General features: G+C 73.1%; 18 protein-coding genes and 1 pseudogene. 9 read left to right on the top strand and 10 right to left on the bottom strand.

The features are described 5' to 3' along the window. Positions 1 to 66: 66 nt before the first annotated feature. Positions 67 to 1011: a hypothetical protein gene (locus DIZ27_RS15655; RefSeq protein WP_109379028.1), complete on the top strand. Its 945-nt coding sequence runs from the start codon at positions 67 to 69 to the stop codon at positions 1009 to 1011. Between the two features lie 46 nt (positions 1012 to 1057). Continuing rightward, positions 1058 to 1384: an antibiotic biosynthesis monooxygenase gene (locus DIZ27_RS15650; protein WP_109379161.1), complete on the top strand. Its 327-nt coding sequence runs from the start codon at positions 1058 to 1060 to the stop codon at positions 1382 to 1384. Positions 1385 to 1627: 243 nt separating this feature from the next. On the opposite strand, the gene DIZ27_RS15645 is transcribed toward DIZ27_RS15650, so the two are convergent. From DIZ27_RS15645 to DIZ27_RS15630, 4 genes are all read right to left on the bottom strand, one after another. Further along, the gene (locus DIZ27_RS15645) at positions 1628 to 1831 is read right to left on the bottom strand and encodes a cold-shock protein (protein ID WP_004985680.1); all 204 of its coding nucleotides are present in this window, start codon (positions 1829 to 1831) and stop codon (positions 1628 to 1630) included. 240 nt (positions 1832 to 2071) lie between these two features. After that, entirely contained in the window at positions 2072 to 2452 is a 381-nt protein-coding gene (locus DIZ27_RS15640) for a MerR family transcriptional regulator (protein WP_109379027.1), read from the bottom strand. A 171-nt stretch (positions 2453 to 2623) separates the two neighbouring features. Beyond that, positions 2624 to 2995 carry a DUF6479 family protein gene (locus tag DIZ27_RS15635; RefSeq protein WP_109379026.1) on the bottom strand — a complete coding sequence of 124 codons (372 nt, stop codon included), beginning with the start codon at positions 2993 to 2995 and terminating at the stop codon, positions 2624 to 2626. 241 nt (positions 2996 to 3236) lie between these two features. Continuing rightward, positions 3237 to 5027 carry a glycoside hydrolase family 13 protein gene (locus DIZ27_RS15630; protein ID WP_109379025.1) on the bottom strand — a complete coding sequence of 597 codons (1791 nt, stop codon included), beginning with the start codon at positions 5025 to 5027 and terminating at the stop codon, positions 3237 to 3239. A gap of 313 nt (positions 5028 to 5340) precedes the next feature. Between DIZ27_RS15630 and DIZ27_RS15625 the strand changes: the two genes are divergently transcribed. Next, complete coding sequence (locus DIZ27_RS15625) at positions 5341 to 6309, top strand: LAETG motif-containing sortase-dependent surface protein (RefSeq protein ID WP_109379024.1); 969 nt, start codon at positions 5341 to 5343, stop codon at positions 6307 to 6309. Positions 6310 to 6382: 73 nt separating this feature from the next. On the opposite strand, the gene DIZ27_RS15620 is transcribed toward DIZ27_RS15625, so the two are convergent. Then, the gene (locus tag DIZ27_RS15620; protein WP_109379023.1) at positions 6383 to 7378 is read right to left on the bottom strand and encodes a nucleoside hydrolase; all 996 of its coding nucleotides are present in this window, start codon (positions 7376 to 7378) and stop codon (positions 6383 to 6385) included. Between the two features lie 266 nt (positions 7379 to 7644). On the opposite strand from DIZ27_RS15620, the gene DIZ27_RS15615 reads away from it, so the two are divergent. Further along, positions 7645 to 8448 carry a hypothetical protein gene (locus tag DIZ27_RS15615; protein ID WP_109379022.1) on the top strand — a complete coding sequence of 268 codons (804 nt, stop codon included), beginning with the start codon at positions 7645 to 7647 and terminating at the stop codon, positions 8446 to 8448. Between the two features lie 26 nt (positions 8449 to 8474). Here the strand turns inward: DIZ27_RS15615 and DIZ27_RS15610 are convergent, their stop codons facing one another. Together DIZ27_RS15610 and DIZ27_RS15605 are read right to left on the bottom strand one after the other, a co-directional pair. Continuing rightward, positions 8475 to 8744: a hypothetical protein gene (locus tag DIZ27_RS15610; RefSeq protein WP_109379021.1), complete on the bottom strand. Its 270-nt coding sequence runs from the start codon at positions 8742 to 8744 to the stop codon at positions 8475 to 8477. A gap of 59 nt (positions 8745 to 8803) precedes the next feature. Then, positions 8804 to 10147: a helix-turn-helix transcriptional regulator gene (locus DIZ27_RS15605; RefSeq protein ID WP_109379020.1), complete on the bottom strand. Its 1344-nt coding sequence runs from the start codon at positions 10145 to 10147 to the stop codon at positions 8804 to 8806. Between the two features lie 98 nt (positions 10148 to 10245). Here DIZ27_RS15605 and DIZ27_RS45745 point away from each other — a divergent pair, with 98 nt between their 5' ends. Then, positions 10246 to 10413, top strand: coding sequence for a hypothetical protein (locus DIZ27_RS45745; protein ID WP_181383541.1), 168 nt, complete (start codon positions 10246 to 10248; stop codon positions 10411 to 10413). 266 nt (positions 10414 to 10679) lie between these two features. Here DIZ27_RS45745 and DIZ27_RS15600 read toward each other — a convergent pair whose 3' ends face one another. Next, positions 10680 to 11834 carry a hypothetical protein gene (locus DIZ27_RS15600; RefSeq protein ID WP_109379019.1) on the bottom strand — a complete coding sequence of 385 codons (1155 nt, stop codon included), beginning with the start codon at positions 11832 to 11834 and terminating at the stop codon, positions 10680 to 10682. Between the two features lie 99 nt (positions 11835 to 11933). After that, a complete protein-coding gene (locus DIZ27_RS15595) occupies positions 11934 to 13136 on the bottom strand; it encodes a PP2C family protein-serine/threonine phosphatase (protein ID WP_258308389.1) in 1203 nt (400 codons plus the stop codon). A gap of 138 nt (positions 13137 to 13274) precedes the next feature. Here DIZ27_RS15595 and DIZ27_RS15590 point away from each other — a divergent pair, with 138 nt between their 5' ends. The 3 genes from DIZ27_RS15590 to DIZ27_RS15580 all read left to right on the top strand — a co-directional run bounded on the left by DIZ27_RS15590 (position 13275) and on the right by DIZ27_RS15580 (position 15959). Then, positions 13275 to 13715: a hypothetical protein gene (locus DIZ27_RS15590; RefSeq protein WP_109379017.1), complete on the top strand. Its 441-nt coding sequence runs from the start codon at positions 13275 to 13277 to the stop codon at positions 13713 to 13715. Between the two features lie 185 nt (positions 13716 to 13900). Next, complete coding sequence (locus tag DIZ27_RS15585) at positions 13901 to 14860, top strand: hypothetical protein (RefSeq protein ID WP_258308388.1); 960 nt, start codon at positions 13901 to 13903, stop codon at positions 14858 to 14860. A 97-nt stretch (positions 14861 to 14957) separates the two neighbouring features. Further along, positions 14958 to 15959: an endonuclease/exonuclease/phosphatase family protein gene (locus DIZ27_RS15580; protein ID WP_109379016.1), complete on the top strand. Its 1002-nt coding sequence runs from the start codon at positions 14958 to 14960 to the stop codon at positions 15957 to 15959. Positions 15960 to 16075: 116 nt separating this feature from the next. Here DIZ27_RS15580 and DIZ27_RS15575 read toward each other — a convergent pair whose 3' ends face one another. Beyond that, the gene (locus tag DIZ27_RS15575; RefSeq protein ID WP_109379015.1) at positions 16076 to 18163 is read right to left on the bottom strand and encodes a PhoX family phosphatase; all 2088 of its coding nucleotides are present in this window, start codon (positions 18161 to 18163) and stop codon (positions 16076 to 16078) included. A gap of 277 nt (positions 18164 to 18440) precedes the next feature. Here DIZ27_RS15575 and DIZ27_RS46500 point away from each other — a divergent pair. Continuing rightward, positions 18441 to 18774 (top strand): annotated as a pseudogene (locus DIZ27_RS46500) (Toxic cation resistance protein); the annotation flags it as partial.

Below are 18774 nucleotides of genomic sequence, written 5' to 3'. Positions count from 1 at the left end.
GTGCGAACGCGAACGGGCCGTCTCCGGCTCGGCGGGTGCGTGCATGTCGACTCAGGAAGACAACGGATGGACTACTGCTCCACGTGTCGCCGGCATCTGAACGGCGCCCTGGTGTGCCCCGGATGCGGCGCCTACGCTCCCGACATCGCGCCGAGCGCCATGGGCGGTCGCACGGCCACCGCCCCGGTGACGACGACCGCACCCCCGGGCGCGGAAGCCACCGGGGTCACCGAGGCCACGGAGCGTGTCGACGCGGGTGTCGGTACGTTCCATGACTCCGGCCCCGCCCCCGACCCCGCGGCGGCGCCCGCATCTGTGTCCGCGCTGTCTGCGATGGCCGCGCCCACGGGGCGGGCGGCGCGGCGACGGCAACTGGCACGGTGGAAGAAGACCCAGCGCCGCGCCCTGGTCGCCACGGCGGTGGCGCTCGTCGGCGGTGGTCTCACCGTCGCCTCGATGGACCGGGGTTCCGGCGACCGCACCCAGGCCGCGGCGGCACCCGAGGTCACCGGTATGGGTGGCGCGAAGGAGCCCGCGGAGCAGTACGGCGACCCCGCACCCGCGGTGCCCCCGCCCGGCACGCACCGGTCCTCCCCGGACCGGCCCCCGCAGTCGGCCTCGGACGACGCCCCGGACCCGCAGCCGACCGGCGCCACGTCGACACCCACCATCGCGTCGGACACCCGGTCGGGCGGCCTCACCGGCACGCCCACGGCGGCGACGCCCCCGCCGCGGACCACCTCGCCGTCCACCGGCTCGGGTGCGGAAGCCGGCTCCGTCGAGGGCAGCACCGGTGCCGATTCCGGCTCCGCCGCGGCGACCCGTCCGACGAGCCCGCCCGTGGCCGCCTCCGGCAACGGAGGCAACGGGGACGACAGCGGCGGCGGGAGCGGGAGGTCGGGAGGCGAGAGCGGCTCGCAGCCCGCCACGCAGGCTCCCTCGACGCCCTCGCCCGGCTCACCGAGCACGCCCCGCTCCGAGCTGTGCCTGCTGGTGATCTGCCTCGGCTGACCGCCCCCAGCACGTGTTCCGCGCCGTGCTGCGGAACAATCGGCACATGAGCATCGTCAAGATCAACGTACTCACGGTCCCGGAAGAGCAGCGGGAGACGCTGGAGCAGCGGTTCGCCGCGCGAGCGGGAGCGGTGGAGGGTTCGGACGGCTTCGAGTGGTTCGAGCTGCTGCGCCCGGTGGAGGGCATCGACACCTATCTCGTCTACACCCGCTGGCGGTCCGAGGAGGACTTCCAGCGCTGGATGGAGGGCCGCGCCCAGGCCGCGCACGGCGGTGAGGGCGCGCAGGGCGACCGCCCGAAGCCCGCGGCCACGGGGGCGACGCTGTGGTCCTTCGAGGTGGTCCAGCAGACCGGCCCCCAGCAGGCCTGACCCACCGCTGCGGCGCCTCCGCGTTCACCCGGACCGTACACGTCGGTCACCCGTCCGGCGGAGAAGCGCACGAGCCGACGAGCGGACACTCGACGGAAAGGGTCGGCCTCGATCCGCCGGCCCTTTCTTTCCCGGGCAGCGAAAATACGTGCAGGAGCCGGAGCCCGGAAAACACGGAGCAGGGGCCCCGCACCGATGTGCGGGGCCCCTGCTGAAATCCCTGCGTACTCGCGTACGTACGGGTCAGGCGGGAACGATGTTCTCGGCCTGCGGGCCCTTCTGGCCCTGCGTGACGTCGAAGGTCACCTTCTGGCCCTCCTGGAGCTCACGGAAGCCCGAGGTGGCGATGTTCGAGTAGTGGGCGAACACGTCGGCGCCGCCGCCGTCCTGCTCGATGAAGCCGAAGCCCTTTTCCGAGTTGAACCACTTGACCGTACCGGTGGCCATATCAAATCTCCTGAGACAGTGCTGGGAAAACGCACTTTACGAATTCCCTCATCGTCGCGATGATCACCTGCCCGGAGAACCGGTAGCAAACTGGCAACCACAACTGCAACTGATGTCAGCCTAGCACGGACCATATCCACGGCAAGCGAGGAAAATCACCGAGAAATAACGTCGGCAACGCGTTTAAGGAATAGATTTCCGTGACGGATACTGGATTTCTGTTCCGGCGGGAACAGATTTTCAGTGGTGCTGGTGCACGGCATCCGCGCCCCGTCGGCGCAGCTCCTCGTTGAGCCGCTCGACCTGCTCCAGCCGCTCCTCCAGGTCGATGATGCGACACGCGGCGTCGACCGGGGTCCCCTGGTCGACGAGCTCGCGGGCCCTGACGGCGAGCTTCAGCTGGTGGCGCGAGTAGCGGCGGTGACCGCCCTCCGAACGCATCGGGGTGATCAGTTCCGTCTCGCCCAGGGCGCGGAGGAAGGCGGGTGTCGCTCCGACCAGTTCGGCGGCCCTGCCCATGGTGTAGGCCGGGAAATGGTCGTCGTCGAGCCGGTCGGCGACGGGCAGCCGGGCGTCGTCCGGCTGCGAGGCGTCGGCATACGGCTGACTCTCCGGGGGCATGCGCACCTTCCTGCGGACCGCAGGGACACGGACCGCCACGGGGACGGGTTCCCCACACCGGAACTCTAATCGCCTCGGCGGAAAAACTGTCGCGGCACACACAGATGTCCGTGTCTGCCCCTGTTCCGCTTGCGGGGGAGACGGGAATTCCCCTCTCACGAGGGAGAGCACTCAGACGTGCCCGGGACCTCCACTGCCGAAGCCTCCGCTGGAGCCGGGCAGCCAGCGCCGCCGCTGCTGGTCCTTCCCGGTTCTGGTCGCGGAGTGATGGAGCTGGTAGGGCATGAGCCGTTCGCCGTCCCTGGACACCACCGGCACCTCGTCCGGCTCCCGCATCTCCCGCGTCTCGTGGACCGCGCCGGTCTCCGGCAGCCTCGGCTGCTCCTCGGGACTGGGGCGGCTTTCTTCTTGATCCATGACCTTCATGCCGACACGTACGGCCCAGATCAGCGCGCCGGCCACGACCAGCCCGCCGACGAAGGCCGCGAGCAGGCTCAGTACTTGCTGGCTCGCGGCCAGCAGTTCATACGGTGGCGTGTTCATGGTCCGATTATGGATGAGAAAGTGAGATAAAGCACCCGAATGCCCCACTTGTCCATTCGGGAGGTCCCGGTGGGCGCCCCGCGCTCATTCGGCCGCTCCGGCAGGCGGGGGCCTCCGTGCCATGACAAATTACCGACGGAGGGAAGGCCGGGACGGGCCGTCGCGTCCCCACGTGTGCAGCTCGGGGCCCGCCCCCGGCCTTCCCGCTCGCCCCACTCCGTCCCTCGAGACGGAAACAGGATCAGGAGACGGGCCGGGAGCTCGGGGCGGGGGGTGTTCCGGGGAGCAGCCATGCCGTGGTGTCCGGGCCCAGGCTGCCGTCGGTCAGGGGGGCGCTGGACAGCAGGACCTCGCCGACGGGGAGGGGGACCGGGTCGGGTGACAGGTTGGCCACACAGCGCCAGCCGTCGTTGCGGTCGAACCGCAGCACCCCGGCGGGGGTGTCCTCCGCCCAGGTCAGCGTCTCGCCCTCCTGGAGCTTGCGGCGCAGGCGCAGGGCCGCGCGGTACAGCTCCAGGGTCGAGCCCGGCACCCCCTCCCGCGCCTGCACCCCGTCCTGCGCCTCGACGGCGTACGCGCCGAAGTCCGGCGGCTGCGGCAGCCAGGCGCCACCCGCGCCGAAGCCGTACGACGGTCCGGTCGTCGTCCAGGGCAGCGGCACCCGGCAGCCGTCGCGGCCCTTGCGGACATGCCCCGTCTGCTCCCAGATCGGGTCCTGGAGGACCTCGGTGGGCAGGTCGGCGACCTCGGGCAGGCCGAGTTCCTCACCCTGGTAGACGTAGGCCGAGCCGGGCAGCGCCAGCATCAGCAGGGTCGCCGCGTGGGCCCGGCGCAGCCCGGCGGCGGCGTCGACGGCCGGGGCGTGTCCGCCGGACAGCAGCCAGGCGTCGTCGTCCGTGCCCGGCGGCAGCATCAGGCGCGAGGCGTGGCGTACGACGTCGTGGTTGGAGAGCACCCAGGTCGCCGGGGCCCCGGCCGCACGGGCGGTCGCGAGCGAGTCGGTGATGACCCGGCGGAGCGCCTCCGCGTCCCAGGGAGCCTGCAGGTACTCGAAGTTGAAGGCCTGGCCCAGTTCGTCCGGCCGGGCGTACAGGGCGCGCCGGGCGCCGGGGACCCAGGCCTCCGCGACGGCCGTGCGGGGCGGGGAGTAGGCGTCGAGGATCTTGCGCCAGTCGCGGTAGATCTCGTGCACCTCGTCCCGGTCGTAGAACGGGTGGGTGCCGGGCGGGAACTCGGCGAGGGCGGCCTCGCCGCCCGGTTCGGGGGTGCCTAGGTCGCGCAGCGGCTCGCTCAGGTCCTTGGCGAGGGCGTGCGCGACGTCGACGCGGAAACCGTCCACCCCCCGGTCGGCCCAGAACCGCAGGGTGGTGCGGAAGTCGGCGCGGACGTCCTCGTTCGCCCAGTTCAGGTCGGGCTGTTCGGCGGCGAAGAGGTGCAGGTACCCCTGTCCGTCGGGCACCCGCCGCCAGGCACTGCCGCCGAAGACGGACTGCCAGTCGGTGGGCGGGTGTTCGCCCCGCGGGCCGCGCCCGTCGCGGAAGACGTAGCGCTCGCGGGCCGGGGAGCCGGGGCCGGCGCGCAGCGCCTCCTGGAACCATACGTGCTGGTGGGAGGTGTGGTTGGGGACGATGTCGACGATCACCTTGAGGCCCAGGCGGTGTGCCTCGGCGACCAGCGCGCCGAAGTCGTCGAGGGTGCCGAGGCGCGGGTCGACGTCCCGTGGGTCGGCGACGTCGTAGCCGCCGTCGGCGAGTTCGGAGGGGTAGAACGGACTCAGCCAGAGGGCGTCCACGCCCAGGGCGGCGAGGTGGGTGAGGCGCCGGGTGACGCCGCGCAGGTCGCCGAGACCGTCGCCGTCGGCGTCGGCGAAGCTGCGCGGATAGACCTGGTAGACGACGGCCTGCCGCCACCAGTCGGGGTTGCGCGAGGAGAGGTCGGGGGCGGCGCCGGACAGAACGCCTGGGGCGGGTGGGACCGGGGCGGAGGCCGGCGGGGTCGGCCGGGGGGCGGGCGGATCGGTGCGGTCGGTCACGCGGTCTCCTCCGGGTGGGTGCGGGCGACAGCATGAATCTGTCCAGAAGGCCGCAAAAGTGAACACACGGGCGGAGCGGAGGCATTCCTTCCTTGTGTGACGGACGCGTGAAGAGCACGCAACTCCCCTTGCGTAGCCGCAGGTTGACAGGGTGAGGCGGCGCAGCCACCATGAAGGCGCACTGAGGCACATGTGACCAATGAGCCTCGTGTTTCTTCGACCACTCATGCCCGGGACGGCCGGCCGCCGCGTGCTGCCCTGCTGCCCTGCCGCCGTGCCCCGGTCTCCGGCACACGCCAAGAATGGGATCCGCATGTCCATAGCGAGACGTGTCCTCACCCGCCGCCTGCTGGGGACGGGCGCCGCGACCCTCGCCCTCTGCGCGGCCACCACCGTCGCCGCGACCTCCGCCTCCGCCCACGGCTCTCCCGGCGGGGACGGCTGGAAGTCGGGCGGCGACTACCGGCCGGGTACCGGTGCCGGCACGGTCACCGAGACCGACCGCTGCCAGTTCTCGCTCGACGGCAAGAACTTCTTCGACTCCGTCAAGGTCGACGACCAGAACCTGCGGCCCAGCGAGGACGGCAAGGTCCACATCGAGGTCCGCACCGCCGGTGACGCGTCCACCTGCACCGCCTCGCTCGCCTCCTACCTGGCGCACGGCGCCACCTTCGCCTCCTCCGGCGAGCAGGTCTTCGTCGACTTCGACACGGTGACGGTCAAGCCCGGCACGACCGATTCCCTCGACATCGCCGTCCCGGACAAGGGCTGCTTCGCGCAGATCGACCTCTACCGGGGCGCCGTGAAGTTCGACGGCAAGCTGGACGCGAACGACGGCTTCGAGCACGGTGAGCTGCCGAAGGGGCCGGACCGTCCGGTCATCAAGGACAAGCTGATCGCGGCCTGGAACGGCGGCACGAAGGACTGCACCGCCGACACCCCGGCCGAGGAGCCGGCCCCCGAGCCGTCCACCTCCGCACCGGAGCCGTCGAAGCCGTCGGAGCCGTCGGAGCCCGCCGAGGACACCACCGCGCCGGCCTCCGGGACGCCGGGCGAGCCGTCCACGACGCCCGGCACCGACGCGCCCGACCAGTCCCCCTCCGAGCCGGCCACCGAACCGGGTGTCTCGCCGAACGGCGGCAGCGACAACCTCGCGGAGACCGGCGCCGACGGCAACACCGGCCCGTTCGCGATCGGCGCGGCGGTTCTGCTGGCGGGCGGCGCGGCGCTCGTCGTGGTCACCCGCCGCAAGCGCACCGGCACCAGCACCAACGGCCAGTAACCGGTAGCACCCGCGTACACGCCCGGCCCGTCCCCCGCGGGCCGGGCGTTCGGGTCCGGGGCGGACGGCGGGCCTACCGCCGCGCTCCGGCCCCTCCTCCCTCCACGGTCGCCAGGTAGAGCCGCACGTAGCGCCGTACGTCCACGTCCAGCCCGACGTCCACCAGGCACTGCTCGCGCGTGCCCTCGTGCAGTTCGGACTCGCCGATCCGGGGGCGGCGGTCGACCACGGTCTGACCGCGGGCCGGGCCGGGGCCCAGGGAGACCTCGACGGGGAGCCGGTGGGTGGTCAGGCCCTCCGGATCGACGACCGCGCACAGCGCACCCGCGTCGCCGAGCCCGCCCGCTTCCTCGGTGGGGTCCTCGGGGGCGCTGCCGGGTGTCGCGGGCCGGTGGGCCAGCAGGTCACCGGCCAGCCGGGCGCCCGGTTCGGTGCTCGCGCGCAGCCTGCGCACCTCGACCGCCGGGACGACGACCCGGTGGAACACGTCCAGGCCGTACATCGTGATCGGCACCCCCGCGGTGAGCAGGATCGCGGCGGCCTCCGGATCGTGCCAGACGTTGAACTCGGCCACCGGGGTGGCGTTGCCGGCGCCCGCCGCGCCGCCCATGAACACGATCCGCTCGATGTTGCGGGTGACCTCGGGATGTGTCCGCAGCAGCAGCGCGATGTTGGTCTGCGGGGCGGTGGGCACCAGGGTGACCGGGCGCGGGGAGGCGAGGATCTCGCGGCGCAGCAGGGCCACCGCGTCCACGTCCGCCGGGAGGCGCCGCGGGGCGGGCAGGCCGAGGTCGCCCATCCCGTCGTGGCCGTGGACGTGCCGTGCGGAACGCGGCGCCTCGATCAGCGGGCGCTCGGCGCCCCGGGCGACCGGAATGCCGGGCGCGCCCGCCTGTTCCAGCACGGTGAGCGTGTTGCGGACGACGCCGTCCACGTCCGTGTTGCCGGCCACGCAGGTCACCGCGCGCAGGTCGATCCCCGGGTGGCGGACGGCGAACAGCAGCGCCAGGGCGTCGTCGACACCCGTGTCGCAGTCGATGATCACCGGGATGGGCAGACCGTTCGGCACGGCGCGGACTCCTTCGGGGCGGGGTCGGGGAAGAGCCAGGGACGGGAACCACGGGCGGGAACCACGGGCGGAAACCACGGACGGGAAGGGAACACAAAGGTGACACAGAGGAGCCGCGAAGGGGGCAGGGACGGTTTCCCCCGCGCGCTCACCCGGACGGACCGCCGCGCTGGTGGGGCGGGCGGCTCGGTGGTGCCGTAAGAGCACGTCCCGACCCTGGGCGAGCAGAACACCGCCGCAGCCCGGCTCCACCAGGAGGCACCCCGATGACGCACGCCCAGGCCGCCGCCCGCGCCCTCCTCGCCTCCGCTCTGTCGGTGTCCGCGCTGCTGGCCACGGCCGCCTGTTCCGTCGGCGGGCAGGACGGGCCCGGAACGGTGGTGCCGTCGTCCGTCTCCGCCCCGGCGTCCTCCGCCGCGCCGGCCGTCGAGCAGCCCTCCGCGTCACCGCCCGACGCCGGGCTGAGCGAGGAACAGGTCCGGGCCGCACTGATCACGGAGACGGACCTGGGACAGCCCTGGGTGCCGACGCGGGGCGCGGCGACCTGGCGGGACGGGCTGCTCAAGGCGAGCACGAAGGACGCCGACTGCCGGCGCCTGCTCGACGTCCTCTACACCGAGGAGCTGTTCGGCACGCCGACCGGACCGCGGGCCGTGGTCGCCCTGGACGACGCCTACAACGGCGCCCAACTGCGCTACCAGGTCGCCGCGTACCGGCCCGCCGACGTGGACCGCACACTGAAGTGGCTCGGCGGACTGCCGGACAAGTGCGGGAAGTTCAAGGCGACGACCAAGCGGGACGGCGTGCAGGAGACCGAGGTCGACGCGTTGCGGCTGCCGGAGGTCGGGGACGCGCGGCAGGCGTTGCGGGTCAGCATGACCGGCAAGGCGCCCGACGGGGAGTCGACGCATCTCACCCTGGACGTCGCGGTGGTCCGCATCGGGGAGGACACCATCACCCTCACCAACGGCGGATTCGGCGAGGTCCTGTCCGAACTCACCCAGGTGATCGCGGAGTTCGGGGCGGACCGGTTGACGGAGATCAGGAAGCAGGGGCGCGCGGAGGTCTGACCGCGGTTCCGGTCACCCGGCGCCGCTCAGCCCAGACGGTCCACGGCCTGCTTGGCCTCGGCCAGACCCGCTCCGGTGGCCTCGCGGTAGGCCTTGACCGCCTGGATCCTCTTGCCTTCCCGCACGAGCGCGACGATCTCCTCCCGGCGCGGGACCTCCTCGTGCAGGTCCAGGTGCTCGAGTACGAGGTCGAGCTTGCGTTCGAGACGGGCGGCACGGCGGTCGGCCCGGGAGATCTCGATCTTGATGGTGATGATGCCGAGGAACACGATGAGGAAGGGCACGGCTATGTCCATTCCGGCAGCTTAGGCGGCGGGGGCTGCGCTTCCGAAGGGTTTCGGCTTCGGGCTCGTGTTCAGACCGGTGGCTGGGCCGGGGCCGGTCCCAGGGTCGTGGTGCCCGGGGCCGTGCGGTGGCCGAGACCGGTGCGGTAGGCGTCCAGGGCGGCCTCGACGCGGCCGGTGCGGCGGAGCAGGTCGCCGAGGAGGCGGCACAGGTCGGCCAGGTCGCCGGCCGCCCCCGCCCGCTCCAGCAGGCTCATCGCGCGGACGTAGTGCTCCTCGGCCTGCTCGGGGTCGCGCACGTCCTCGGCGATGATGCCGAGCAGCCGGTGCGCCGCCGCCGCGTGCACCGCGCCCCGTTCGGGGGAGAGGCCGCCGAGCACGTCCCGCAGCAGGGCGGCCGCTTCCCGCGAACTTCCGCGCCGGTGCAGTACGTCGGCCAGCTCCACGGTGACCTGACTGCTGTAGAGGACGGCACGGGAGGCCGACAGCATCTCCAACGCCTGACGTAACTCCCCTTCCGCAAGCTCGAGTTCACCGTTCTGCGCATACACGTACCCGCGCATCCAGTGGCAGTTGGCGAGCTCCGTACGCAAGTGCAGCCCGCGGTACAGCTCGGCCGCCTTGGCCAGCGAGGCGTCGGCCTCGGCGATCCGGCCCTCGGCGAGCAGGGTGCGGGCCACCGACCGGTGCATGCGCGCCACCAGCGCCGGGTCACCGGCCTGCGGGGCGAGCGTCAGTGCGAGCTCCGCCGCCTGGGCGGCACGCGCGTGTGCGCCCATGTCCATGTACGGGCCGATCGCGCTGGCGTAGAGCAGCAGCAGCGCGTCCGGGTCGTGCAGCCCGGCCCGGTTCAGCTCGTCGATGGTGGACTCCAGCAGGTAGACCGCGTACCGGAGTTCGCCCGCGAGGTAGTGCGCGACGGCCCGTCCGCGCAGCGCCGGCACCCGGGCCGGCAGCGGGGCGTCGGCGAGACGTTTCTCCGCCCGTTCGAAGTACTCGCGGCCGGGCTCCAGTTCACCGGCCTCCAGTGCGCACTCGCCGAGCCCGAGCAGCGCGGCGGCCTGCTCCTCGGCGAGGCCCTGCGCCTCGGCCTCGGCGAGCAGCCCGGAGTACTGCCGCACCGCCGTCGCGGCCTCGCCGAGGGCGAGGGAGCGCTGGGCCTCGGTCAGCCGGAACCGTAACTCGGTGACGAGCCGCGCCGAACGCCCGGTCGCCAGTTCGTCGAACGTGACTCCGAGCCGGTCGGCGAGATGCCGCAGGGCGTCGTCGGAGGGCCGCACCCGTCCGGCCTCCAGCGTGGAGACGTAGGCAGGGGTGTACACCGGCTCGGCCAGCTGTTTCTGGGTCAGTCCGCGCTGCACGCGCAGCCGCTGCACCCGACGCCCGATGATGTCCGGATCGTCACGCTCCCCCACCACCAACTCCCCCTGTGCCTCTTGCCGTTCGAGACCGACAGCCCCTAGGTTAAACCGCGGATTAAACCCGCTTAACCCGTCGTTGTTGCGAGGTCGCCGTGCTGGAACGCATTCGCACCGCCAGGCGTTACGCCAGAGGCTTCGTCGCGGCCGTCGCCGCGGTCGCCGCACTGGTCCTGGCAGCCAACGCGGGCCCGGCCAAGACCACCCACGTCGAGGAGTCGGAGCAGCGCACCACGGCCCCGGTGGAGGCCGCGGTCCGCTAGGGCCTGGCCGACGGAGCAGGGCGCAGAAAATCGACGGCGCCTCATCAGCACGGGTGAGCGGGGCTATGGGGTGCCCCGCTCATGGGGGTGCCCCGCTCATGGGGTCCCCTGCTCATGGGGTCCCCCTGCTCGAAGGGCTTGGGGAAGGGCGTGCCGGACCCCGCGTCTGCGGCATGATCCGCCGGACCGGCCCCGGGGGCGCCCCGGGGCCGCTCGCTCCTCCGGCAGGAGCCGTCTCAGCCGTGCCTCACCACCGTGCGGGCTCTTCAGTTCTGCGTCTGCAGCTGGCTCAGCTGCCGCCGCACGTGGTCCAGGGCCCCCTGCTGCCGTCCGGGCACGCGGGCGCGCAACTCCGCCAGCCGCAGGCCGAGTTCACGAGCCCGTACCGGGTCTTCGATCCGGCCCCACTGGTGGTGCGCCCGGTCCACGGCCATTTCGACAACGGAGGCGTCCACCGCCTGGCCGGTGTTCAGCCGTGCGGCGGCCACCGTCAGCCAGGTACGGCAGCTGAGCGCCGCGTCCCCGGCCAGCATCGCCAGATCGGCACGGACCTCGGCCCAGTGCAGCGCCTCCTCGGAGGCGGGCCCGTACGCGAGGACGGCACTGTGCTCGTGCCGCGCGGCGAGCGCGTCGGCGTCCGCGTGGCGGCCGGACCGTACGGCCGCCGTGATGGCCGCGTGCGGGTCCCCCGGGGCGGGCCCGGACCCGCGCCGCGCCAGTACCAGACCGGGGTGCGCGCTCTCCGCGGCGACCCGGGTCAGCGCCTGCTGGTGCAGTTCCTCGTCCGACGGGCGCCGTCCGCTGCGCAGCAGCGTCGCGACCGCCTTCATGTACACCGGCACCGCGACCGTACGACGGGAGGGCGGCGGCGCGACACGGCCGTACACGGCGGTGTCACGGCCGGAGTCGAGTACAGGCGGCACCGGGTCCCGCGGGACGGACTGCTGGTGGGGCAGCAACCGGGGTGTCTGCGGGGAGCCCGGTGCCTGCGGGGAGCACAGTGCCTGCCAGGCCTCCGGGTCCGCGTACAGGTCGAGGATCAACGTCGTGGCGCCCGGGGGCCGCAGCCGCAACTCCTCCCGGAACCAGTGCCACGGGAACGCCGTGTAGCGCGCGGTCGACGCGGTGGTGCGGGCCAGTGCCAGATGGGGCAGGCGCTGGCGGCGGTCGAGCAGCAACTGTCCGGTGACGTACACGGTGAGCGGTCCGGGAGCGGTCGCGGCGGCGCGCAGCCGGGTCAGGACGGCCTGCGGCTCGAGCGGGTCGGCGAGTTCGACGACGTTCGCGGTGTCCGTGCCGGACAGCACGGCGGGCGGTACGGCCGCGAGGACGGGGAGCACCGACGCCGCGTCCACCAGCCGCCCCCGTCCCAGCGGCGAGGCCGCCAGCAGCAGCACGGTCCCGGGCGTGGTCCCTGACACGATTCCCTCCCTCTGTCGATCACCCTGTCGATCGGCCTGCGATCGGCCCGTCGATCACCCAGACCAGCACCGTAACCGCTATGGCTCCCGCCGGGGGGCTCAGATCCGTGAACGTCCCCCTTCGGGGCGTTCACCCCCGGGTGCGCGGATTCGACGGACGGCGAAGGCGGTCGTGTCGTCGGTCAGCCGGCCGCCGCTGTGCCGGAGTGTCCCCTCCCTCACGAAGGCGACCAGCCGGCCCGGTTCGGCGAGGCCCGGATCCCGCGTGACCGCCCGCGCCACCTCCTCGGCGAGCCGGTAGAACGCCCCGTGGGCATCCCGCGCCTCGGTCACCCCGTCGGTGACCACCAGCAGCGTCTCGTCGGCGGCCAGCGGCAGCCGGTGCACGCGCACCGGGGCGGGGTCCAGCTCGCGCAGACCCAGCGGAAGAGCACCGGTCACGGGCAGCGACCGTACGCTGCCGGGCCCCACGACCAGCGGCGGTTCGTGGCCGAAGACGACGGTCTCCACCGTGTCGGAGGAGGCCGCGGGGAAGCCCAGCAGCACGGCGGTGGCGAAGCGGTCGACCTCGGCCCGGCCGAGGGCCCTGGTGTAGTCCCGGTGAGACAGCATCCGCTCCTCCAGTCGCTCGGCGACGGTCGTCAGCCGCGGCTCGTGGCAGCCCGCCTCGCGGAACGTGCCGAGCAGCACCGACGCCGTCTCGACCGCGCCCAGCCCCTTGCCCTGGACGTCCCCGACGAGGACCCGGGTGCCGTACGGACCCGGCTGGATGTCGTAGAAGTCACCGCCGACCCGGGCACCGACCTCCGGGCTGAGGTAGACGCCCGCGTGCTCCAGGCCGCCCCAGAGCGGCGGCAGGGGGCGCAGCACCGTGCGGCGGACCGTGTCGGCCACGTCCCGCATGTACAGCGCGCGCCGCTCACCGCGCACCCGGACCGCGCACGCCAGCGTCGCCAGGACACCACCGACGGTGACGAGGATGAAATCGGGCAGCCCCGTCTGGAACTCGCGCGGCCAGGCGCTGTCGACGGCCGAGAAGGTGCCGATCGCGAGCGCCGCGAACACGGCCGTGCCCCACACCCCGCAGATCGCGGCGGCGATGCCCGGCACCAGCACGATCCAGGAGATGATCCGGAACTCTCCGCCGGTGTGGTAGTCGGCCACCGCGATGACGACCAGCAGCAGGAGCGGCGGCACCCAGGCGACACCGCGTCCCCGTACCCGCAGCAGTTCGTACCGGTGCACGGCATCCCCGCGACCGGCTCGGGAGTACCGGTCGTGTCCCCTGCTGCCCTGGCGCACCGCCCCAGCGAAGCACGCGGCCGCACAGCACGCATCCGGTCGGTACGCCGACTTGCCGACGGCCCCGTACCGGTGTGCTCTGGAGGAGGAAGCGAGGGGAAGCCCATTCAGGGGAAGCTGAGGAAGAGGAGCGCTCTCATGACTCATGCGGCACCCGGACCCAGGACCGCGAGCGGGCGGCCCGGCACGATCCGCCTCTTCAGCGAGCGTGCCCACGGCGTCGCCAGGCTGGCGGTGCCCGTCGTCCTCGGGCTCGTCTACGGCTACTGGGCGGCGGCCAACGCCCGCCACGGCGGGCCCGTCACCGGTGGGAACATCCTGTTCGGGTTCGTCACCGCGCTGGTGTTCGCCGTCCTGTGCGCGGCCCTGCTGAGCGTCGCGCCGAAGCTGCCCCGCGAAGTGCACGCGGCGCTGTGGGGCGCCTTCTCCGGCATCGCGGTCGGCTTCCTCGTCAACCAGTCCGACACGAGCGTGCTGCGGTCGGCGGCGCTGGGGGTGGCGGCCGCGGCGTTCGTCTTCGTGTTCGCGTTCTACCGCTACTACACGCACGAGGACGCGAAGGGCCACCGCATCGAGTGACGCGGCCTCCTCGTCCGCCCCGGCGGCCTCCTTCTCGGCGGCCGCCGGCCCCTCCGCCGCTGCCTCCGGTCCGGCATCGCGGGCGCCGGGCACGGGGCGGGTGATCCGAGCACTCCGGGCATCCGGGTACTCCGGATGCCCGCCCCGCGCTCGCGCGTCCGGCCCCCGGCACCTTGGCTGGAGAGATGCCTCCCGCCGCCGAAGCGCCCCGCCGCGAACCGAGCGCCGCACGCCTGCGCAACGCCCTGTCGGCGGCGCTCCTCGCCCTGGCGTGCCTGCTCGCGCCCTGCGGCGCGCTCGCGGCCTGGGCGGTGTACGGGCTGGCCGACACCGGACGGTACGTCGACACGATGGCGCCGCTGGCAGCCGACCCCGGCGTACGCGACGCGGTCGCCGGGGCCGTCGGGGACGAGGTCCTGCGGAAGCTGGACCCGGGGCCGGCGCGCAGCACGTTCGAGCCGTTCGTACGGGAGGCGGTCCGCTCGTTCACCCGCACCGAGGCGTTCGCCACGGCGTGGGAGGCGGGGAACCGGGCCGTCCACGACGCCGTCCTGCACGCCCTGCGCGACGAGCGGGCGGCCCCCGGCCCGGTCACCGTCGACCTCGCGCCCGTCACCGCCCGGGTGAAGCAGCGACTCGTCGCCGATCACATGCCGTGGGCCGAGCGCATCCCGGTCCGGCACACCGAGGTCGCGGTGGTGCCGGCGGGGGAGGTGGCCGGGCTCCGGCAGGGGTACCGCGTCCTGGCCGCCGCCGCCTTTTGGCTGCCGCCCGCGGCCGTCGTCCTGGCCGTCGCCGGGATCGCCGTCGCCGTCCGCCGCCGCCGCGCGGTCACCGCGACCGGGCTCGGCATCGCGCTGGGTGGTGGTCTGCTCGCCGTCGCCGTCGTCATCGGCCGTCACCTCACCCTGGCCGACCTGCCCGAGCGGGCCCACCGCCCCGCGGCGGGCGCGGTGTACGACGCCCTCACCGCCACGTTGCGCCCCGCGTCCTGGCTGTTGCTCGCGCTGGGCCTGGCGATGGCCCTCGCCGCCTGGCTGACCGGGCTCCGCGGTCGTCGCACCGCCCGGCACGGCAGCCGTGCCCCGCGGCTCCGCGGAACGACGGCACCTCCCACGGCCGCCCCGCCCCGGGCGCGGGTCTGAGCGCGGATCGCCGCAACCTCCCGTCGTGCGCCCTCGTCCTTGAGGGAGGATCTCCGTGCATCCCGGTGCATCCCACCCGCGAGCGGAAGGCCGGACGTTGGACACTGCGACTGCCGAGTGGGCGGCCACCGAGGACGGCGCCGGACGCCGCGGCGGCGGGCGGCGGTCCGGCGCGTGGTGCGCGGCGCTGCTCTTCGCCGGGGTGAGCGCCGTCGTCGGCTGCCGGACCGTCGGCACCGACGGCGTCACCCCGGTTCCCCAGCTGCTCGCGTTCCTGCCCTGGCTGCTCGTCCCCACCGCCGCCGGGCTGCTGTGCACCGTGCTCGCCCGGTGGTGGACCGGCGCGGTGTGGGGCGTCGCCCTGCTCGGGCTGCTGGCCTGGTTCATCGAGCCGTACGGGAAGACCGGCGCGCCCGCCGGGCCCCCCGTCGCCGAGCTGCGGGTCATGACCTCCAACGTCGAGTTCGGCCGGGCCGCCGAAGGGCTGGTCGACGCCGTGCTCCGGGAGAAACCCGACCTGGTGTTCGTCCAGGAGTGCGAGTACACCTGCGACGCGGTGCTGAAGCGGGAACTGGCGGCCGCCTATCCGCACCGGCGGGCCGTGGCGGGCGGCGGCTCCGAGGGCTCCGTCATCCTCAGCCGCTTCCCGCTCAAGGACACCGACGGCGTCCCCGGCACCATGGGCATGCCCGGCGCCGTCGCCGACGTCGACGGGCACGCGGTACGGCTCCAGCTCGCCCACCCCATGCCGCCGCTCCCCGGCCAGGTGGACGTCTGGCAGCGCGAGCTCGGCAGGCTGCGCGACGCGGCCGCCGCGGACCGGACGACCCCGACGGTGCTCGCCGGGGACTTCAACGCCTCCCAGGACCACGCCGCCTTCCGGCGCATCCTCGACACGGGTCTCAGCGACGCCGCCCGGCTGGACGGCTCGTACCGGATTCCGACCTGGCCGGCCAGGACCACTCCGACGTTCGGCGCCCAGATCGACCACGTGCTGGTGTCCGAGCGGTTCGCCGCGGACCGGGCCCGCTTCCTCGACCTCGCCGACACCGACCACCGCGCGCTGGTCGTCGACCTGACGCTGCACCGCGGCGGCTGACCCGGACCCGGCCCCACCGCGCCCGGAGACGGCCGGGGTGCGGGCTCCCGCGGGAGCCCGCACCCCGGCCGTGTGCGTACCGGTGTCCGCCGGCGCGATGTCCGCCGGCGTCGGCGTCAGACGCCGATGTCCTGCCCGTCGGCACGCCACACGGCGACCACGGACGGCCGGACGTACGTGCCGGGTCCGTCGGGCCAGGTGCTGCCCGGGTTGTCGACCGACGCCCCGTCCACCTCGCCCGGGTGCTGCACGGCGATCAGCACGCGCCGGTCCTGGATGATCGGGCCGCAGGTCTCCGCGCCCCTCGGCACGGTCAGGAACTGCTTCAGCTCACCGCGCCGGTCACCGCGCGTGGCGACGCCGAAGAGGCCGTCGTGCGAGCCGAGGGCGTTGCCGTCGGTGGAGATCCACAGGTTGCCGTGGGCGTCGAAGGCGACGTTGTCCGGGCAGGAGATGGGGCTGACGGATTCCTTGGGGAAACCGGCGAAGTACGTCGCCGGGTCCTGCGGGTCGCCCGCCACCAGGAACAGCGACCAGGCGAACTTCGTGCTCTCCGGCCGGTTCCAGCGCTCGGTCAGCTCCAGGATGTGGCCGTGCTTGTTGGCGTTGCGCGGGTTGGCCTCGTCCGCCTTGGGGTTGGCGTCGACACCGCGCCGGGAGTTGTTGGTGAGGGCCACGTACACCTTGCCGGTGACCGGGTTGGGCTCGATGTCCTCGGGCCGGTCCATCTTGGTGGCGCCCACCTTGTCGCCGGCGAGGCGCGTGAAGACGAAGACCTCCTCGGCGGTCATGCCCTCGACGTGCGAGACGGCACCGTCGGCGGTGGCGGTGGCCAGCGGGATCCACTGACCGCTGCCGTCGAACTCGCCGTCCTTCGGAAGCTTGCCGGTGCCGTCGATCTCGATGGCGGGGGAGTTACCGGTGAGCTTGGCGACGTACAGGGTGCCCTCGTCGAGCAGCGTGAGGTTGTGTTCGCGCGCGGAGCGGCTGTTGCCGTTCTTCATCGCCTTGCTGCCGACGAACTTGTAGAAGTAGTCGAACCGCTCGTCGTCACCGGAGTAGATGACCGGCCGACCGTCGTGCGTCAGCCGCACGGTCGCGGCCTCGTGCTTGAACCGGCCGAGCGCGGTGCGCTTGCGCGGGGTGGAGTCCGGGTCGTACGGGTCGAGTTCCACGACGTACCCGAAACGGTGCACCTCGTTGGGCTCCTGCGCGAGGTCGAAGCGCTTGTCGAAGCGCTCCCACTTGCGGTCGGTGGCGCCGGTGCCGATGCCGTACCGCTTGTCGGTGGCGCTGCTGCCGTTGGCGAAGTACTGGTTGAAGTTCTCCTCGGCGTGCAGCGTGGTGCCCCACGGGGTCGTGCCGCCGGCGCAGTTGTTGAGGGTGCCGAGCACCTTGGTGCCGCTCGGGTCGACGGAGGTCTTCACCAGGTCGGACCCGGCGACGGGGCCGGTCAGGCGGAACTCGGAGGTGACCGTGAGACGCCGGTTGAGGTGGTGCCGGGTGACGGGCGTCAGCTTGCCGCTCTTCTTGTCCTCCTCGACGACGACCGCCGCGAGCCCGTGCGCGGCCCAGGCGATCTCCACCTGCTCACGGGTGGGGTTCTCGGAGTCGTAGTCGCGGAACATGAGGATCTCGTCGGTGTACTCGTGGTTGGCCACGAGCACCTGCCGGCCGCGCTCACCCTTGAGGGGGAGCAGCGCGAGGAAGTCGACGTTGTATCCGAACTGCCCGGCCTGCGCCACGGCGGTCTGGTTCTCGGGATCGAAGGCGGGCGCTCCGCGCAGGATGGGCTCGCCCCAGCGGATGACGACGTTCTGGTCGTAGCCCGCCGGGACGGTGACGGTGTCGGCGGTGTTGGGCGGGACCGGCGTGAACCGCAGGCCGCGGGCGCCCTTCGCCTTGTTGTTGCCGTGGCCGTGACCGTGGCCCTTTCCGGCCGCGGGCACCGCCTGGGCCTCGGGGGCGCCGGCGAGGCTGACGGCGCCGGCACCGGCCGCGACGACCGTGACGGCGGCGGCGGCCCGCATCATCGAACGGCGGCTGAGGGCGTCGGAGATGACGTCACCGACGTACTCGTTGGAGCTGGTGTTGGGCACCTCGTGGAAGCAGGCGTCACCACACCGGAAACGACAGGTCATGGCGGACCGGCCGCCGGGGTGCGAACCGGACGGCGTTCCGATCAACGGCAGCAGCTTGCGCACGTGTTCTCTCCTTGGAAACCCGGGGTGTCAGCGTGACCATAGGGACACATATGTGCGACAGCCGGGCGCCGGAGTGAACGGAGAGTGAACCTGCGGCAGCATGAAGGGAGTTGCCGGAAGCGCAGCACGAGGGCCCGTGCGGGGCCGGATGCCGCCCTTGACAAGTGCGACGCCCGATACCCGACCCTACCCAAGATCACCCACAAGGGCCGCTAACCTTACGTGTCCGTCCTGGCCAGGGATTGACGGGCTACAACTCATGCGAAGGGTTGCGCACATGGGCATTCTCACTCTCCTGCGGAACGCGTTCGGTCGGTCACGCAGGGCGAGCACCGCAGAGGCGGAGGGTGCGACGCCGGTCGCCGAAACGGACGGTGCGGAACAGTCCGCCCGTGCGGACGAGGCGACCGCGGCCACCCCGACGCCGCCCGATCGGACCGACGAGCCTGCCGCGGCCACCTCAGCGGCCCCGAGGCTTCCGTCCCCCTCCCCCGAACCGACACCCGAGCCGACGCCGAAGGCCGAGGCCTCCGTCCCGGAACCCCGCACCGACGAACACGACCTCGTCTCAGCGGCCTTCGACAACGTAACGCCCCCGACCCCCACCACCC

The sequence above is a fragment of the Streptomyces sp. NWU339 genome, assembly GCF_003143855.1.
Classification (GTDB): domain Bacteria; phylum Actinomycetota; class Actinomycetes; order Streptomycetales; family Streptomycetaceae; genus Streptomyces.
This window is presented reverse-complemented; position numbering and strand designations above follow the sequence as displayed.

Excerpts from the sequence above, each read along its gene's own strand:
- DIZ27_RS15655 (WP_109379028.1), top strand. The coding sequence starts at position 67 with ATGGACTACTGCTCCACGTGTCGCCGGCATCTGAACGGCGCCCTGGTG.
- DIZ27_RS15625 (WP_109379024.1), top strand. The coding sequence starts at position 5,341 with ATGTCCATAGCGAGACGTGTCCTCACCCGCCGCCTGCTGGGGACGGGC.
- DIZ27_RS15615 (WP_109379022.1), top strand. The coding sequence starts at position 7,645 with ATGACGCACGCCCAGGCCGCCGCCCGCGCCCTCCTCGCCTCCGCTCTG.
- DIZ27_RS15645 (WP_004985680.1), bottom strand. The coding sequence starts at position 1,831 with ATGGCCACCGGTACGGTCAAGTGGTTCAACTCGGAAAAGGGCTTCGGC.
- DIZ27_RS15640 (WP_109379027.1), bottom strand. The coding sequence starts at position 2,452 with ATGCCCCCGGAGAGTCAGCCGTATGCCGACGCCTCGCAGCCGGACGAC.
- DIZ27_RS15590 (WP_109379017.1), top strand. The coding sequence starts at position 13,275 with ATGACTCATGCGGCACCCGGACCCAGGACCGCGAGCGGGCGGCCCGGC.
- DIZ27_RS15610 (WP_109379021.1), bottom strand. The coding sequence starts at position 8,744 with ATGGACATAGCCGTGCCCTTCCTCATCGTGTTCCTCGGCATCATCACC.
- DIZ27_RS15650 (WP_109379161.1), top strand. The coding sequence starts at position 1,058 with ATGAGCATCGTCAAGATCAACGTACTCACGGTCCCGGAAGAGCAGCGG.
- DIZ27_RS15635 (WP_109379026.1), bottom strand. The coding sequence starts at position 2,995 with ATGAACACGCCACCGTATGAACTGCTGGCCGCGAGCCAGCAAGTACTG.
- DIZ27_RS15585 (WP_258308388.1), top strand. The coding sequence starts at position 13,901 with ATGCCTCCCGCCGCCGAAGCGCCCCGCCGCGAACCGAGCGCCGCACGC.